Origin of the sequence: Pseudodesulfovibrio sp. JC047 (assembly GCF_010468615.1) — a bacterium.
In the GTDB taxonomy this organism is placed as follows: Bacteria; Desulfobacterota; Desulfovibrionia; order Desulfovibrionales; family Desulfovibrionaceae; genus Pseudodesulfovibrio.
In genome coordinates, this window is the sequence record NZ_WUEH01000010.1 from 104,435 (window position 1) to 119,466 (window position 15,032).

The window sequence follows — 15,032 nt, forward strand, 5'->3', positions numbered from 1 at the left end:
AACCATGATTTCACGCAAAAAGCGTATCCCCGCTGGCGTTGTCCAGACCGGGATGAATATCGAACCGAACCACCCCCACCGGCACATCCACCGCCGCAGCAATGCGCGCGGTGCCCACTGATCCGAATCCGCCACACAACTCGATGGCGGCAATGCCTTCCGTGTCCACCAATTCCCGGGCAACGGTTTCGGCCTGAGCATAGTCATTGACGGCAACAGCCACCAATTCAACGGAATCAGTACGGACCCAATTCCGATGTCGGGCAGGTTCCCCTCCCGGTGCGATAAAAATGAATGCAGCTTTCAAAACAGTACTCATGATGATTCCTCATAGGGATACAGGTTGACAAAAAACCCTTTGGTTCGAGCCAAAGCCATGGTTGCAGGCACGTCAATGACCAACGGGCCTTCGGTATTCAATCGAATGCCAGCCGAGGCAGTCCTCGAAATCTCGACTTCACGTTCTCCATCCAGGGCAATGAGTCCGGGACGGGTATCGATGGGAAAAACGGTCCCCGGTGTCATCTCAGTCACTTCGCTGACCGGCACATCCGCAAACAACCCCGGTGCAATAGCCGCTGTAACGATCATGGACGGATCGCCATCCAGCCGCAGGGCCAACCCACGAGGTTCCTCCGGCCTGATAGCCTGAAGCTGTCCGCCGATAGCAGACAAACCTATGGAACTGGCACTGCACCGAGTCATGAACAATTGTGGCACCTTGCTGATATCCCACACCGCTTTGGACGCGAGAAACACGTCGTCATACACAGCCGCGTCCACCAACGCCATGTCCACCACCCGATCATCAATCAGGATGTCGAACATGCAGGATCGAACGCAACACGCCTCGCACGGCAGTCGTCCGCACGCCACCAACCCGGCAGCCAGTCCGGCAATGGTGACCTCTCCCATTTGGGGAAAAACATTATTGGTCCCCGTGGAAACAGGGAGTATCGGAACCGCGCACGTCCCCTTGCAGGCCGCTCGACTGGTCCCATCCCCACCAAGCACGATAAGACACCGCGCGCCCAGGGTCTCCATGATTCCGGCCGCGACGGTGGTGTCGGTCTGGCTATTGCGAATGGGCATTTCCACCGCGTCCACCGGAATGGATGGGTGAATGGCATTCAAGGCCCGGGGAATAATGTCGTACCCGTCAGGCATATACAGAATCCGGGAAACTCCAGCCTGTTCAAGGCCGAGAATCAACCGCCGGACCATGCGTACTTTCTCCTGATTGTCAAAGACGCTGCCATGGGCCACAAGGCGGCGGATATCCTTTCCAGAGGCGGGATTTGCGAGAATTGCGACAGTACTCAAAAGGATGTCCTCGTGAAAGAAGCGGAAGAACAGGCTGTCCTGCTCTCCCGCTCCATTTGATTAACGAATGCGTTTCACGGCCTCGACGATATTCCCTGAATCCGGGATATAGAATTGTTCCAGCGGCGGAGAAAAAGGCACCGGGCAGAACGGCGCACCCACCCGCTTGATGGGAGCATCCAGATAGTCAAGCGCCTCTTCAGCGACCATGGCCGCGATCTCCGCGCCGGGACCGGCGAACTGCACGGCCTCATGCGCAATGACCAACGCGTGGGTCTTCTTGACGGAATTCACGATGGTCTCCGAGTCCAATGGCTGGAGGCACCGAGGGTCAACAACCTCCGCACTAATGCCTTCAGCCTGAAGTTTATCAGCCGCATCCAGCGCAGAATGGACCATCAGCGAGGTCGCCACGATCGTGACATCAGTCCCTTCCCGTTTGATATCCGCCTTGCCGATATCAATGGTGTAACTTTCATCCGGCACTTCGCCGCTGATCCCATAGAGCAACTTGTGCTCAAGAAAGATCACCGGGTTGTCATCACGGATGGCACTGATGAGCAGTCCCTTGGCGTCATACGGGGTGGACGGAATGACCACCTTGAGACCAGGGATATGCATGAACCAGGATTCCAGGGATTGCGAATGTTGGGCAGCGGCCCCGATACCGGCTCCCTGGGGCATCCGCAGGGTCATGGGCACCGTGGCCTTGCCACCAAACATGAACCGCATTTTGGCGGCCTGGTTGAACAGTTGGTCCATGGCCACACCGATGAAATCAACGAACATTAATTCGGCCACAGGGCGCAATCCCGCAACAGCCGCTCCACCGGCCGCGCCGACAATGGCGCTTTCCGTAATGGGCGTATCCTTGACACGCTCTTCGCCAAAGGTTTCGAACAGCCCCTGGGTCACGCCGAAGCACCCACCGAACTGCCCCACGTCCTCACCGAGAATGAACACGTTTTCGTCGCGCTCCATTTCCTGCCGCAACGCGTCATTGAGTGCCTGAAGATATGTTTTTTCGGACATTGTTCTCTCCGTTTAAGAGTCTATTGATTCATGAAAAAAGTCACACCGGCTAGGCGTAGACATCATCCATCAACGCACTGGTCTGCGGCATGGGGCTTTCCTTGGCAAAAGCCACTGCCTCATCAACATCCTTGGCAATGCGTTCCTTGATCGCGGCCACGTCCTTCTTGGACAGGGTCTTGCTTTCCAACAGCTTGGCTTCAAATCGAGGAATGGGGTCCTTGGCCATCCATTCTTCCAATTCCTCGGCGCACCGATACACACAGGCATCCCCTTCGAAATGCCCACGCCACCGATAGGTCTTGCATTCGATCAACGAGGGGCCTTCCCCGTTTCTGGCGCGCTTGACGGCTTCGGAAACGGCTTCGTGCACGGCGAGGACATCATTGCCGTCCACCACGACACCAGGCATGTCATAGGCAGCGGCACGATCCGCGATATCCACCACGGCCATGGACTTGCACTGCGGGCAGGAAATGCCATAGCCATTGTTCTCATTGACAAAAACAAGCGGGAGCTTCCAGGCGCTGGCCATATTCAAGGCTTCCTGCGTGGTTCCCTGATTGGACGCGCCATCACCAAAAAAGCACAGGGCGACCTGATCGCTCTTCTTGTACTTCGCGGCAAAGGCGGCTCCCACGGCCAAGGGACCACCGCCACCCACGATGCCATTGGCACCGAGAATGCCAAGATCAAGGTCAGCAATGTGCATTGACCCGCCCTTTCCCTTGCAATAGCCGGTCTGGCGTCCGAAAATTTCAGCCATCATCAATTTCAGATCTCCGCCTTTGGCCAAAAGATGCCCGTGCCCACGGTGGGTACTGGTCATCATGTCAGTCTCGGTCAGGGCTGAACAGGCACCCGTGGCCACTGCCTCTTCACCAAGATACAGATGGACAAAACCCGGAATCTCGCCTGCGGCGAAGAATTCCTGCAACTGCTGCTCGAACAGACGAATCCTGTTCATGGTTTCAAACATGTGAATCAATGTCTTCTTGCTGAGAGCCATTGTTTTCTCTCCTGTACGTTATATGGCCTTGGCGGCGCATCCGCAGGCCGATTTACTCGATCCATTCTCTTGTGCGTCCACCCCATCCGTTTCAATGGAAACAGTCAGGGCGGCGCAGGCCACGACAATAGAGCGCACCCCGGGGGCGAAACAGGGCACTTCGATCCCCGGGACACGCAGGCCGCCGGAGGTCACTGTCAAAGTGGTTTCACCAATGGGAATACTGGCGAGGACCGCCTCGCGGTCCACACCTTCCGGGTCCGGGACCGCCACATCCGCATGGACATGCACTCCCTGAAAACGGTCTCGACCACAGATTTCCACAATGCCGCACAAACAGACACGCGACACCGCATCACGCACCGCCCGCACTGCGGCCTTGGTCATGTCTTCGCCATGCAGATCAGCCGCATAGCCAAGTTCGATAGCGAATCGTTCCATGGTCATGGGGTCCTCCTAGACGATCATCAGGCCGGGATGTTCCAGCATGTCTCCCAGCTCTCGCAGGAAGGTCATGGCCGGTGCCCCATCCGTCGCCATATGGTTGAAGGTCAACGACAGGGTCATCATCTGGCGAATGCATATTTCTCCGTCATGCACGGCCGGTTTTTCGACCACACGCCCCACACCCAAAATCCCGGTTTCCGGCGGATTGAGAATGGGAGTGAATCCGTCCATGCCGAGCATACTCACGTTGCTGATGGTGAAAGTCCCGCCAGAGATTTCATCCATGTTCAATCCGCCGTCTCGCGCCCGGCCAGCCACATCACGGACCTCGGTCTTGAGGGCTTCCAGACCATAGGTGTCAGCCTGTTTGACATTGGGAACAATCAACCCGTTGGGAATGGAGACGGCAATGCCGAGATTGACATGCTCATGCAGATGGACGCCGTCTTCCTGAAGTGTGGAATTCATGACCGGATGCCGTTTGAGCGCACGGCATACCGCATAGGCAATGATGTCGTTGTACGACAGGCGATACTGTGCGTCGCGTTTATTCCGCTCCAATAAACGGGTACGCAACTGGACCATTTCCGTCACATCCAGCTCGACAAAGACAGTCAGTTGAGCGGCGTTCTGCAAACTCCCCTGCATATTTTCTGCAATAAGTTGGCGAACTCCTTCCATGGGAATCACGGTCTCCCCGGATGCCACCAGCGGCACGACAGCGGTTTGTTCCGCCACCGGGTTCATGGCCCGCAGGATATCCGCCTTGGTAATCCGTCCGCCTTCGCCCGTTCCCGAAACCAGCGTGAGATCGACTCCCTGCTTTCGGGCGAATTCGATGGCCTTCGGACTGGCGTTCACCCCATCCGGAACGGCATCAGCAGCGGTCTGCACATCTTTCATGGTAATACGCCCACCAGAGCCGGTGGCGGTGACCATGGACAAATCAACGTGCAGCTCCCGAGCCAGTCTGCGAGCGGCGGGCATGGCTCTGACAAAAGATTTTTCTGTCTTCGAATCCACACGATCTTCAGTCGCCGCAGCCGGTGCCGCTGCGTCATCAACGGCGTCGGCTGTCGATTCGGACGCACCCGCTTCAACGTTTTCGCCCGGAGCGGCGATCACGGCCACAACAGACTGCACAACAGCGACATCCCCTTCCGGGACAATGATTTTCGCCAAGACACCGCTGGCAGGGGCCTCAACCGAGTTGGTAATCTTGTCGGTCTCCACTTCAAACAAAGGCTCCCCGGCTTCTACCGTCTCACCTTCGCCCTTGAGCCAACGAACGACCTTTCCTTCCTTCATGGTCAGGCCCCATTTGGGCATAATCACATCTTGAGCCATAACCAAGTCCTCCTGGTTTGTTTGCATATGTTGCACAGGGAATTGCAACGGGGGTGCCAAGAGTCTTTTTCAATCAATATCAAGATGTTCAATAAAATCGGATCAAAACGAGAGTCTATAAAGTGTTCAGCCTCCGAACAGCAGCAAACAGCGGACAGGCAGACAGGAAAAAAGCAATCCATCACACCGGGATATCTGACACAATCATAAAGGCGATCATCTATTTGCGTTCGAATATTGAACACTTGACAGAATGAAGTGCTTGCAGGAGAGAATATGAGCGATCCCCATGATTTCACCTGTGTCAGTCTGGAGGTTACACATGCACTTGCTCCTCAGAGATGGAAACGGTTTCGAAATACATCGCGACCCGAATACCCCTGAACATCCCGTGCCATTGGTCCTGTCCCGGTCCAGTCGGCAACGCGCGGCCCAGGTGGATGCCTCCAACTGGAAACGCTTTGTGAATGGCAAGTCCATGACCTCCCCGGATGTGGACCCGATTCTGCTTGATTCATGGCAACGGTGTATGGACATGGCGGTTGACCCTGCCCCCCGCAGTTGTTGGGATTTTCTGCCCATGGAACAGATGAAACCATTCACCACCACATTGGAACGGATTTGTGATGGCATCGAATCAACGGTCTATGAAGGGATCAAGGGGAAAAACCTGCTGATGACCATCACCAACGCCGAAGGACGGGTGGCCCGAACGTCCGGTGATCTGGACGTGCTTCGCCAGGCAGACACACTCAACTTCGGCCCGGGGGCCAACTGGGCGGAATCCAGTGTCGGGACCAATGCCATCGGCACAGCCTTGGCCACTGGCCGCCCCATGCAGGTCTTTGCCTCGGAACATTTCTGCCAGAGTCACCACAGTTGGAATTGCTCGGCGGCCCCGATCCTTGACCCTCGCGGCAACATCTGGGGCTGTTTCGATATTTCCGGCCCCAAGGATTCCGACCACACCAACGCACTGGAACTGGTCCAGAATGCCGCACGCGCTCTGGAACACCAATTGAGCCGTCTCTACTGTTCCGAGCTTGAGAACCAGATGACCTCACTTTTTTCATCCATGTTCAACTCGGTCATGACCGGCGTGCTGTTTCTCAACAAGACAGGACGCATCACCAGCGCCAACACCATCGCGGAGCTGTTGCTCAGTCCCGAAGGCATTCCTCTGCGAGGGCACAATGCCGAAGAATTCTTTGACCTGGCCCCCTATCTCGCCCAGCAGAAAAACGCCTCTCTGTGCGACCCGGTCACCATTCACGCCCTAAAAAGACCTTCCCTGTTCATCAGGGCCATGCCTACCTTCAGCGCCAGTGGCACCTGGCTCGACACCATTGTCACTGTCAGCGAAACGCAACGGTCTCACCCGATGGCGGTCGGACAGGATATTCAAAAAACATCCACTGCCTCGAAAAAAAAACCGATCAAGGGATTTGAGCATGTCCTGTATGGCAGCACGGCCATGCACCGAACTATTGAAAAAGCGGCCAGCGCATCCAGGACACCGTCCACCATCCTGCTCACCGGCGAATCCGGCACGGGCAAGGAACTGTTCGCCAAGGGCATCCATCTGGCCGGACCTCGGTCAAAAAAACCATTTGTAGCAGTAAACTGCGGCGCATTGTCCAAGGAACTGGTCCACAGCGAACTCTTCGGATATCGCGAAGGAGCCTTTACCGGGGCTGTCAAACAGGGGCGCATTGGCAAATTTCAGAAAGCGGACACCGGCGTACTCTTTCTGGATGAAATTTCGGAAATGCCCAAATCACAGCAGGTCAACCTGCTTCGCGCGCTGGAAGAACGGGCCATTGTGCCGGTCGGCGGGACCACCCCCATTCCCGTGGATGTCAAAATCATTGCCGCGACGAACAAGAATCTTTTGGAACGCGTCGAACAAGGCCGTTTCCGGGAAGATCTCTATTACCGATTGAATGTGGTTTCCATTCATATCCCGCCCCTTCGGGAACGGGGCAACGATGTCAACCTCTTGGCCGACGTCCATTTGAAACGTCTCTGTTCCTCCTTTGATATTCCCTGTCCGGAAATTCCGTCGGATGTCCGAAAAATCTTCATGGCCCACGACTGGCCCGGCAATGTGCGGGAACTCATCAACTGTCTGGAATATGCTGCCAACACCCTGTCTGGTCCTGTGTTATTGCCTGAGCACCTGCCCCACGCCCTTTCAAAAAGAAGCACGGATCAGGCTGAAGGAAGTGGACCGGCACCGCAAGGACGGGAGTTTCATCTGAAACAACGCGAGGCAGACGCCATCCGCGAAGCACTGGATTTTCACGACGGCAACATCAGCAAGACAGCCAAGGCGCTCGGCATTGGTCGAAACACGTTATATGCCAAAATGGCCCGCTATCACATCGCACTCTGAGGACAGCCGAGAACCTCGGTTCATGTCACCACAAAGACACACTGATATGACACTCCATTAAAAAGACAAGGCCGAGGCGAACACACTGTCGCCTCGGCCTGATCGTTGTCGTGCAGCTATGTCAAGGTTGCCCTGAAAACCAGAGGCCCGTCAAAACGAAACGGACCTCTGGGACTGCCGGTATTCTCTGCTTGTTCATTCGAACTCAGGCACGCCAGCCAGAAGAGGCGATCATGCCATTCGATGTTTGCCACAAACAGGCGTAGGCAGGATTTTCCTGGAGGAAATGCGTTCCACGACGGACACCCATGGCGAACAGTGCGGTGGCAAGCGAATCAGCCTCGGCACACGTCGGGGCCTGGACGGTCACGGCATGACATTCTGGACCCTGCGAGGGTGAACTGGCGACAAGGTGATCGTACCCCTTGGTCGCACGGCTCTCATAGTTGCCGGACGTGGCCATTGCCCCGGAGTGCAAGGAACAGGTCACGAGATTTTTTCCGGGACCGGAAGCATCCTCGATCCCCACACGCCAAGGCCGATCCTGACGCCGTGATGACCCCATGCGAATATCCCCGCCACCATTCACCAGATAATCAGCGACGCCATGACGCTCCAAAGTCAAAGCGACCTGATCCACGATATGCCCCTTGGCAACCCCGTCCAGCGTCACTCCCATGCCGGAATGACGGCAGCGGATGGAATCGTTCGTGATGACAACGGCCTTCGGGTCGGTCAACACGGCCAGATCCCGTTGGACATGGGACGGCAATGCGGCCACGGTCGGGACCGCATGGGTGGCCAGGGCATCAAGGACCGGAGTTATGGTCGGATTGAATCCATTGTCTGTTTTTCGAGCGAGTTGGAAAGCGTCCTTGATAATGGCAACAAGCGATGCAGGTGCTCCGTGCAGCACGCCCTGCGCATTCAAAATTCCAAGCGGACTGTCCGATGTGTGACGGGTGAAAACCGATTCGGCATCGCGTGCGGTCTGAAATGCGGCATCCAACGCTTCATCGAGCACATCCTGATGAATATGACGGGCCTCGATGGACAAAAATGTTCCCATACGAAGTTGTGTTTCGGTCCGCCCTTCAAGACGGTCATCTGCGGACGCGACGACTGGACGCGTCACGGTGCCAACGACACCCGCGACTCCGGCCATGCCGAAAGACCGCAGGAATTTTCGTCTGCTAACCATTGACATCGGTCACCTCCAAAATCTCATTCAAATTAAACGAATCAGCCTTTTTCTCGACATTTTTCGGAGCGTCAAGCCCGTGCACATACCGAATGTTCTCGACATCGCGGGCCGCGCTGACCGTAAAGTGATCGAGTAATTCGAAACCACACAATCCGATAAAGGCAAGAAAAACCACGAGGGTGAACAGTTTTCTGAACGTCATGGCTAGGCCTCCTTTTTCGCGGTTTTTTTCTTTTTTGGCAGGCACCAGTTCCGCATGAATGACAGGAACTCAAAAACCGATGACACCGGGCACATCAACGTACACCAGGGCCGTCTGACCACGAGAGATGCCACGATCACCAACACCATCAGTGCGAAAATGGCGGTTGATCCGATAAAGGAAAAAGCCATGCCGAACGGCTCATATTGGGCATCGGACGGGTTGCGGAAATACAGGGCACCGCTCATGGCGATCAATGCGACGGCCCTGGCGACCCACTTCATCCATTCAGCCCGTTTGGGGGGAGAATTTTTGGTAATGCGCCCCAATCCTTCCTGCACTCCGCCAAACGGACAAATCATGGCGCAATAGAGATTCTTCCGGGTCATGAAAAATACGACCACAGCCAGAATCAAACAAATCAAGGCCGTGTAGGACGCCATTCCCTGTGTCCAGAAACCAGCCAGAAACACGATCAGTGACGACAGTGAAAACTGTGCCCCGTACATGAACCCGAGCAACACGGTGGACACGGCCAGCAACCCAAGACGGGCGTACTTCTTGTTCCAACGAAACACCCGACTCGAAATGAAAAAGGCCATCACGAAAAGGGCGATGGTCACACCCGCCTTGATCGTTTCCGTGGACGACAAGGACAGCGACTCTTTTTTCACAGCCTCGCCACGGATATATGCCGTGGCCTTTGCGACCCCTTTCTTCATGGCATTGGATGTCAGTGATGCCCCGGAGACAGCATCGACCCGAGGGAGCTTTCCTTCATCCGCGCCAAGAAACGCGTCGAGAATTCCTTCATCCAATACCCGCTTGATGTAGGTACTGGTATCCGTGGATTCAACCAACGCGACCCGTTCGATCACCCCTGTGGAATTGACGACGACGGCCACTTTCAACGGACCGCCATAACTCGGATGATCAGCAATACCAATGTACAATTTTTCAGCGGGGTTGCCTGTTCGATGTCCCTCGAAGACAGACGGACGGACCTGCTGCACATCCTCGATTTCAGAGGAAATATTCTTGATGCGCTCAAGGATGGCTCCTTCACTCCGCACCCAGCCAGCGGCCCACGCCGCCACAAGGATACAGACAGAAACAACCGCCGCAAGGCGTTCTAAAGTTTGTTTGGACACATTTTTCTCCGGGAAAGTCCGCTCACGGGCGGTCCGCTGTATGCGGACCGCCCCAAAGAGCGATTAAGACGTTTACGATTTTGTGGGTGCCTTTCGCATGACAAACAAACGGAAGGCGATAGCCAGACAGATCACCACAGGCAAACCGAGCACACCGATAAAGTACCATCCGGCGATTGATTCATATTCACCCATGAGTGTGGTGCCACCTGCGATAACCCCGCACAAAGAGGCAAAACCGAGATAGAACAGGCCAACCTGCCACCAAATGACTTTTCGGCCATAGTGTTTCAGCCAGGCGACCAGTCCCATGACAACCAGGACCTGAAGTGCGCCCATGACCATCCAGAAGATGTAATCCAGCATTGTAGTTCCGGGAAACATCGTATTTCTCCTTTTTATTCAGAATGTACCAATGGAAAAAAGCGGCTTATTCCATGCCGTGATATTCCCAGTCCTTTTCAATATCGAGGAAGTTCTCGGCCCGCAGCCACCACGGTGGATTGTGGTAGTTGGCTTCCTTGCCGCCGTCCCATTCGGACCGATAATCCTCGGCCTCATTGAACTTGAAGAAGTTCTTCTGCATGGCAAGGAGTCCGGATGAAACCAGCCCTGTTGGATCACGCGGTTCCAATTCGCGAGAAATGGTGTGAATCCACGTATTCTTACGGGAGTAAGGGCACACACCAATACAGATACGGCAGCCAAGGCCGTCCTGTGTCGGACCACCGGCCCACTGCGAATAGCATTTTTCCTCATTGAGCTTCCACCGCTTGAATCCGCGAACAACAGTCTGCGGAGTGTCATCAAACGGAATGGCACCGGACGGACAATTTTCCGCGCAAATTTTGCACTTCAAACAGAAGTCCGCCATTTTGACATCAATGGGCTTGTCATATTCAAAATCGATGTTGGTCACCACTGCGGCCGGACGGAAGTTGCAGCCAAGCTCAGGGACCATGGTCACACCGGCGCGGCTGTACTGTCCCAGTCCGGTCAACTGCACAAAGGGACTCATCATGATTTCATAGTTGGAACCGGGGAACTGGGCACGGGCCGGGTATCCGAGTTCGCGAATGAACCGCTCCATGAGACTGGCAGCGCAACGAGAACGAAAGTATGCGTCAAAAGACGTGGAATATCCCACCGCCGAATACGTGCCATCCCAGTTCATGGGCACACCAAAAACAATGATGGATTTCCAATGCTCGGGCACCTTGTCGCCCCAGGTGTAATGGCCCTTGTCCGGCATACCTCGCATCAAGCCCTTGAACATGAAACGGGGATCGAACTTGGTGATACCGACCAGCGACATGCCGAATTGGTGCGCCATGCGCTTTATGAGCTTGGACGCGTGCGCAGGTGACTTGAACTCCATGGGCTTTTCACGCCAGATACCCCGAAAGTCCCAATCCTCGGGCGGAATGGGCTTGCCGGTGCGCATGTGTTCGTCATGCGGATCTTCCGGAATACGGTTGGTGTGGTCGGCCTGATCCATACCGCCTTTGCGCAAGGCCATGTTGTAGGCACCGGCCAAAGCGTATTGCTTGTCTTTGCCTTCTTCCCAGGCCTGATTCCGCCTGATATTCCGCTGCAAGGATCCCAGCATGATCTCAAGATCACCGGGATGAGCACGATAATGATCACCAACCGGACCAGGCAGGGTTTCGACACCCATGTCAGGTGTCCATTCACCACTTTTGATGATCTTGACCAAAGCCGCCAGACGCAGGAACAGATAGTCGGTCCAATTGGGCCGCTCCACCTTGGCCACAGGCGTCATCATGGCCGGAACGTCACACCGAAACGGTTCACGGTTGAAAAACTGGTCTCCCCCCTGGTACGTCCGGCCATAGCCGGTATACGCATCGTCGGACCGGCCCAGGGAAAACCCGGTGGCCCCGGCTCCGGCAACGGTGGCAGCCGCAGCGGCCGCCCCACCGAATTTCAGGAAATTACGACGGCTCACTCCCTTTTTCTCAGGGGCAGCCTCCTGTTTGACGTCAGATTTTTCGTCACCAAGAACGTCAGAAGCCGATACTCGGTTCTTCGGGTCATTGATGATGTCCAACGCATCTTGTTCTTTCGACATGCAAGACCTCCTCTCGCTAAGTTATTTCTCTTCCGACGCGGCCACCGAATCTTCGGCAGGCACGACACCGGAAAAAGCACGTTCAAGTTCCGGGATCATGTCGAGAATGACCTCGACATAACGAGATACAGCGTCTGGATGATGTTTGGCTAAATCCTTGGCGCGCATCACCAGATAATCGCGGGCATCAAAATCCATGTCCGCCAATTCCAAATGACAAACCGCAGCGACTTCGATCTGCCCCATCTCGATCAAAGCGTCACCCTTGATTCGAAAAGCCAAATATTCGGACCCACCACCGGATTGAATCAACATGTCACACTGTGCGATACAGTCCGCATACTCACCCTGTTCAAACAGACAGATGGCGATGCCTCGATGCGATTCCCGATGGTCGGGCGTCAATTCGGCAGCCTTCGTGAAATAGGGCAAGGCCTCGGAAAACCGTTCAAGGGCGACCAGCGTTTCTCCGGACCAAAAGTTTGGTCCCATCCGCTCAGGCTCAGCCTTGGCACTCTTCAGAAAATACGGCAGCGCCTCCACCGGGCGATCGGTCAAGGCGAGGCACAAGCCGGAATGGTACGTCGCCCCCACATGGTCGGGATCAAGGGCCAAAAGATCCTGATACTGACCAAACGCCGTTGTGTATTTCTTTGCAAACAAGGCAATATTCGCCCGATTAAAACGGGGATTCACAGCTTTGGGATCACTCTCGATGGCCAATAAAAACGATTTTTCGGCCTCGGCTGGCTCATCCAACTGAAGATGCGCCACCCCCAATTCATTATAGGCTTTGACCTGCAACTGGGCGGGGACATGTCCCGCTGACAGCTCACCGATCAAAAATTTCTTCAAATCATGATACGCATGACGATCTTTCAATGCACAAATACGATGCTTGAGATCATCTTCCGTCATCTGCTGTAGGGACTCATTCATGGCTTCACTCCTTGTGATTTTTATACCAAGAAATGTGCCAATTTTATCTATCAATAAAATCAATTAGATAGACTTAAGTACGCCGAAGAAGAGACCACCTATTGTTTTATAAAACAATAAATAGCGATATTAAGCGAACTGTTGTGCTATAGCGCATTGCACGCTATATTCTCCACAGGAGCACACCATGGCACAGCCACACAAAGAGAATCTTACCTTCCTTACCGAGGCAATGATCCGCATTACCGGGAGTCTGGACATCCAGAAGTCACTCATCAACACCTTTGACTTTCTTGTTCAACATTTTCCGATAGATGCCATATCCCTTCACCAGTATTCACAAGATTTGCGGAGTCTGGAGCTACTTTTTCTGGTGCAGAAAGACACATTCGAATTCGTGGAAATCGTCGTTCCCCTGTCCGAACGCAGTGCAACAGGCCTTAGCCTGCACAATCAGAACACGGAATTTCTCATCAACGTCCAGAACAACATGCAATCCACAGTTTCCCGACAACACGGCGAAGCCCTCGCGCCATTCCTGCCGCTCAAGGAGCGAGGATATCTGATCGGCATCCTCCGCTCCGAAACCGAAACCCTCGGGCACCTCTGTTTCATGGGGACACACCCGGGATGTTTCACCAAGGAACATGAACGCAAACTCTCCCTGCTCCTGGCACCGTTCACCCTGACCATGTCCAATCTCCTGAAATACAAACGGACCATGGAATTCCAGAAAAAACTGCGGGAAGAAAAAGACGAACTGCAACTCAACCTGCAACGATTGCAAGGCCAGCAGATACTGGGGGAACACGGAGGATTACAGCACACGATGGACGTGGTGCATCAGTTGCGAAATCGCGAAATTCCGGCCCTGATTCTCGGGGAAACCGGCACGGGCAAGGAACTCATCGCCAATGTCATTCAGGCCATTTCTCCACGCAAGAACAAACCATTCGTCAAGGTCAACTGCGGGGCCATTCCAGATACGTTGGTGGATAGCGAACTCTTCGGCTACATCAAGGGTGCGTTCACGGGAGCCACATCATCCCGACCCGGACGCTTCGAACAAGCCCACACCGGCACCCTCTTTCTCGATGAAATCGGCGAACTCCCGCTTCAGGCACAGGTCCGATTATTGCGCGTATTGGAAAACCATGTGGTCGAACGGATAGGCAGCACGCAGCCCATCGATGTGGACGTTCGAATCATTGCGGCCACCAACAGAAATCTTGAACTGATGATGCAGGAAGGAACCTTCCGGGAAGACCTGTATTATCGATTGTATGTCTTTCCCATCAAGGTCCCGCCCTTGCGGGAAAGGACCGGGGACCTGCCAGAACTGATCCAGGCATTTGCCGAGCAGACCTACAAGAAAATGGGGCGGACAGACACGCCACAAATTCCGTGGCATACCCTGAAACGGCTGAACAAATATTCCTGGCCGGGGAACGTGCGTGAGTTGGAGAATCTGGTCAGACGAGCCATTACACTCAGCACAAGCGGGCCGCTGCAACTCGACAAACTCCTGCCGCAGGACGAGGGATGGTATATCGCTCCCGAAGAAAGCCAGAGCTATTTTGAAAAAACCATCGACGCTCGCGTGGAGCTTGCCCTTGAACAACACCTTGCTCACCTGCCCGTTGAACCTAAAGCACTTGCCGCCTCTCAGTCCGAGGTTTCGACGCAGGTCAAGCCCTTGAAAGAGGTGGTCAAAAACGCCATTGAAGCCGCCTTGAAACAGGCGCACGGCAAGATTCATGGCCCGGGCGGAGCCGCCGAACTCCTTGAAATCAATCCGAGCACCCTCAGAAGCAAAATGCGGAAAATGGGCACCTCCCTGGACCAGGTCATTTCCCAAGACAGGTAACACCACCGAATCCGGTATAATCAC

At 54.7% G+C, this 15,032-nt stretch carries 14 protein-coding genes; 2 read left to right on the plus strand and 12 right to left on the minus strand.

The genetic code is table 11. The features are described from left to right. Positions 1-10: 10 nt before the first annotated feature. From GO013_RS08530 to GO013_RS08555, 6 genes are read right to left on the minus strand one after another with little or no spacing between them, the layout of a single operon-like run. Entirely contained in the window at positions 11-319 is a 309-nt protein-coding gene (locus GO013_RS08530; RefSeq protein WP_163810124.1) for a DUF6506 family protein, read from the minus strand. After that, positions 316-1,323: an NAD(+)/NADH kinase gene (locus GO013_RS08535; protein ID WP_163810126.1), complete on the minus strand. Its 1,008-nt coding sequence runs from the start codon at positions 1,321-1,323 to the stop codon at positions 316-318. Before GO013_RS08535 ends, GO013_RS08530 begins: the two co-directional genes overlap by 4 nt. Positions 1,324-1,383: 60 nt before the next feature. Then, entirely contained in the window at positions 1,384-2,355 is a 972-nt protein-coding gene (locus GO013_RS08540; protein WP_163810128.1) for an alpha-ketoacid dehydrogenase subunit beta, read from the minus strand. Positions 2,356-2,404: 49 nt separating this feature from the next. Then, on the minus strand, positions 2,405-3,364 hold the full coding sequence (locus tag GO013_RS08545; protein WP_163810130.1) for a thiamine pyrophosphate-dependent dehydrogenase E1 component subunit alpha: 960 nt from the start codon (positions 3,362-3,364) through the stop codon (positions 2,405-2,407). 18 nt (positions 3,365-3,382) lie between these two features. Continuing rightward, a complete protein-coding gene (locus GO013_RS08550) occupies positions 3,383-3,811 on the minus strand; it encodes a Lin0512 family protein (protein ID WP_163810131.1) in 429 nt (142 codons plus the stop codon). A gap of 9 nt (positions 3,812-3,820) precedes the next feature. Next, entirely contained in the window at positions 3,821-5,158 is a 1,338-nt protein-coding gene (locus GO013_RS08555; protein ID WP_163810133.1) for a dihydrolipoamide acetyltransferase family protein, read from the minus strand. A gap of 322 nt (positions 5,159-5,480) precedes the next feature. Here GO013_RS08555 and GO013_RS08560 point away from each other — a divergent pair, with 322 nt between their 5' ends. Continuing rightward, positions 5,481-7,553, plus strand: a complete 2,073-nt coding sequence (locus GO013_RS08560) for a sigma-54-dependent Fis family transcriptional regulator (RefSeq protein WP_163810135.1) — start codon at positions 5,481-5,483, stop codon at positions 7,551-7,553. Positions 7,554-7,758: 205 nt separating this feature from the next. Here GO013_RS08560 and GO013_RS08565 read toward each other — a convergent pair whose 3' ends face one another. The 6 genes from GO013_RS08565 to GO013_RS08590 all read right to left on the minus strand — a co-directional run bounded on the left by GO013_RS08565 (position 7,759) and on the right by GO013_RS08590 (position 13,141). Next, on the minus strand, positions 7,759-8,760 hold the full coding sequence (locus tag GO013_RS08565; RefSeq protein ID WP_163810137.1) for an FAD:protein FMN transferase: 1,002 nt from the start codon (positions 8,758-8,760) through the stop codon (positions 7,759-7,761). Next, the gene (locus GO013_RS08570; RefSeq protein ID WP_163810138.1) at positions 8,747-8,959 is read right to left on the minus strand and encodes a hypothetical protein; all 213 of its coding nucleotides are present in this window, start codon (positions 8,957-8,959) and stop codon (positions 8,747-8,749) included. The genes GO013_RS08565 and GO013_RS08570 overlap by 14 nt, the downstream gene beginning before the upstream one ends. A gap of 2 nt (positions 8,960-8,961) precedes the next feature. Beyond that, positions 8,962-10,110 (minus strand): 4Fe-4S binding protein, encoded by a 1,149-nt coding sequence (locus GO013_RS08575; protein WP_163810140.1) that lies wholly within the window; start codon positions 10,108-10,110, stop codon positions 8,962-8,964. 72 nt (positions 10,111-10,182) lie between these two features. Further along, entirely contained in the window at positions 10,183-10,494 is a 312-nt protein-coding gene (locus tag GO013_RS08580) for a hypothetical protein (protein ID WP_163810142.1), read from the minus strand. Between the two features lie 46 nt (positions 10,495-10,540). Next, a complete protein-coding gene (locus GO013_RS08585) occupies positions 10,541-12,202 on the minus strand; it encodes a 4Fe-4S dicluster domain-containing protein (RefSeq protein WP_163810144.1) in 1,662 nt (553 codons plus the stop codon). Positions 12,203-12,223: 21 nt separating this feature from the next. Then, a complete protein-coding gene (locus GO013_RS08590; RefSeq protein WP_163810146.1) occupies positions 12,224-13,141 on the minus strand; it encodes a tetratricopeptide repeat protein in 918 nt (305 codons plus the stop codon). Between the two features lie 187 nt (positions 13,142-13,328). On the opposite strand from GO013_RS08590, the gene GO013_RS17260 reads away from it, so the two are divergent. Next, the gene (locus GO013_RS17260; protein ID WP_239057796.1) at positions 13,329-15,008 is read left to right on the plus strand and encodes a sigma 54-interacting transcriptional regulator; all 1,680 of its coding nucleotides are present in this window, start codon (positions 13,329-13,331) and stop codon (positions 15,006-15,008) included. The last annotated feature ends 24 nt before the right edge of the window (positions 15,009-15,032 follow it).

Bases quoted from the DNA above. Each gene is read 5' to 3' on its own strand.
- GO013_RS08530 (WP_163810124.1), bottom strand. From the start codon at position 319: ATGAGTACTGTTTTGAAAGCTGCATTCATTTTTATCGCACCGGGAGGG.
- GO013_RS08540 (WP_163810128.1), bottom strand. From the start codon at position 2,355: ATGTCCGAAAAAACATATCTTCAGGCACTCAATGACGCGTTGCGGCAG.
- GO013_RS08545 (WP_163810130.1), bottom strand. From the start codon at position 3,364: ATGGCTCTCAGCAAGAAGACATTGATTCACATGTTTGAAACCATGAAC.
- GO013_RS08550 (WP_163810131.1), bottom strand. From the start codon at position 3,811: ATGACCATGGAACGATTCGCTATCGAACTTGGCTATGCGGCTGATCTG.
- GO013_RS08555 (WP_163810133.1), bottom strand. From the start codon at position 5,158: ATGGCTCAAGATGTGATTATGCCCAAATGGGGCCTGACCATGAAGGAA.
- GO013_RS08560 (WP_163810135.1), top strand. From the start codon at position 5,481: ATGCACTTGCTCCTCAGAGATGGAAACGGTTTCGAAATACATCGCGAC.
- GO013_RS08565 (WP_163810137.1), bottom strand. From the start codon at position 8,760: ATGTCAATGGTTAGCAGACGAAAATTCCTGCGGTCTTTCGGCATGGCC.
- GO013_RS08570 (WP_163810138.1), bottom strand. From the start codon at position 8,959: ATGACGTTCAGAAAACTGTTCACCCTCGTGGTTTTTCTTGCCTTTATC.
- GO013_RS08580 (WP_163810142.1), bottom strand. From the start codon at position 10,494: ATGTTTCCCGGAACTACAATGCTGGATTACATCTTCTGGATGGTCATG.
- GO013_RS08585 (WP_163810144.1), bottom strand. From the start codon at position 12,202: ATGTCGAAAGAACAAGATGCGTTGGACATCATCAATGACCCGAAGAAC.
- GO013_RS08590 (WP_163810146.1), bottom strand. From the start codon at position 13,141: ATGAATGAGTCCCTACAGCAGATGACGGAAGATGATCTCAAGCATCGT.
- GO013_RS17260 (WP_239057796.1), top strand. From the start codon at position 13,329: ATGGCACAGCCACACAAAGAGAATCTTACCTTCCTTACCGAGGCAATG.